General features: G+C 68.6%; 2 protein-coding genes. Both read left to right on the forward strand.

Going from position 1 to position 1,676, the window contains the following annotated elements; translation table 11 throughout:
• Positions 1–919, forward strand: a 919-nt coding sequence (locus x551_RS21870; RefSeq protein ID WP_036251414.1) for a YCF48-related protein, incomplete at its 5' end; no start/stop codon positions are given.
• Positions 920–941: 22 nt separating this feature from the next.
• Positions 942–1,676, forward strand: a 735-nt coding sequence (locus tag x551_RS21875; RefSeq protein WP_343252167.1) for a DUF1302 family protein, incomplete at its 3' end; no start/stop codon positions are given.

The following is a 1,676-nucleotide window of genomic DNA, read 5'->3' on the forward strand; positions in this document are numbered from 1 at the left end:
GCCCGCCGCGGCCGCTGCTGCACCTAGCGGCGGCGCCAAGCTTCTCCGCCACGGCACGGCGCACGACGCGCTGTACGACGTGGCGTTCGAGGGGGAGAGGGGGATTGCGGTGGGGGCGTTCGGCAACGTGCTCGTCACGGCCGATGGCGGGGCGACTTGGCAGGTGCAGCCCTTCCCGATGAAGCACCTGGCGCTGATGGCCGTGGCGATGCGCGAAGGCAAATGCATCGCCGTCGGCCAGACCGGCCTGGTGTATGCCGCAGCCGACTGCAAGACCTGGAAGGCTGCGCCCTCCATGACCAAGTCGCGCCTGCTCGCCGTGGACGTCAACCGCCAGGGCCTGGCCTACGCCGTGGGCGCCTTCGGCACCATCCTCAAGTCCACCGACTGGGGCCAGTCCTGGGCCGTGCAGACCGTCGACTGGAGCACCATCACCGACGACGGCGCCGAACCCCACCTCTACGACATCCACGTCGCCGAGGACGGCAGCGTCACCGCCGTGGGCGAATTCGAACTCGTCATGCGCAGCAGCGACGGCAAGCAGTGGAAGGCCCTGCACAAGGGCGAACGCTCCCTGTTCGGCCTGTCCGTCGTCGAGGGCGGCACCAAGATGTACGCCACCGGCCAGAGCGGCGCGCTGCTCAGCAGCGCCGACGGCGGCGCCACCTGGGTGTCGCACAAGACCGGCACCGGCGCCATCCTCACCGGCGTGCACGCCACGCCCAAGGGCGAAGTGCTCGCCAGCGGCATCAACGCCGTGGTGCTCAGCCGCGACGGCGGGGCCTCCTGGAGCCCGCTGAACTCCAAGCTCGTGCGCAACGCCTGGTACCAGGCCCTCGCAGCCAGCGAAGGCCCGGGCGGCAAGCGACGCGTGGTGGCGGTAGGAGCGGGTGGAACGATCCTGGAACTTGATCTTTGACCTACAACGAGGAGACAACAGCGTGAAGAAGATTCGTACAGAAATCTCTCAGCGGCACGCCATCGCAGTAGCTGCGTTGGTCGCGCTGTGCGGGTCGGCCCAGGCGGCCGAATGGGCCTTCTCGGGCTTCATCCGACAGGAGTTGGCGGTCAAGACCACCGACGACCAGAACCTCACGACCCAGAACGGCAACTCCACCAACGGAGTGACCTACCCCAACAACAGCGTGCTGTTCCCAGGTACCACGCTGACCCGCCCGGGCGAGTACAAGAAAGACGCCGACATCAACTGGTTCGCCACCCGCGTGGACCTCAACTTCGACGGCAAGCTCACCGAGTCACTCAAGGCCACCATCAAGCTGCGCGGCATCGTCGACGAGACCCGCGCCGTCGAAGACGCCTACGGCACGCGCACCGTCGGCGGCGCCAGCACCGGCGTGGGCGACATCAACTCCGGCAGCAGCTTCCGCCAGGCCTTCGGCGGCACCGCTGGCGGCCCGCTGGCCTACGCCACCGACCGCGCGCTGATCGACCTGCCCGCCTTCTACCTCGACTACAACAACGGCCCGCTGTGGCTGCGCGCGGGCAACCAGCAGATCGCCTGGGGCGAGGCACTGTTCTTCCGCGTCGCCGACCAGCCCAACGGCCTGGACCTGCGCGGCCACCTGTTCGGCGTCGCCGCCGAAGAGTACTCCGACACCCGCCGCTCCGCGCTCGGCCTGCGCGCCAACTACCGCGTCAACGAGAAGATGGACGTC

Source organism: Methylibium sp. T29, from assembly GCF_000576205.1.
GTDB lineage: Bacteria > Pseudomonadota > Gammaproteobacteria > Burkholderiales > Burkholderiaceae_C > Methylibium > Methylibium petroleiphilum.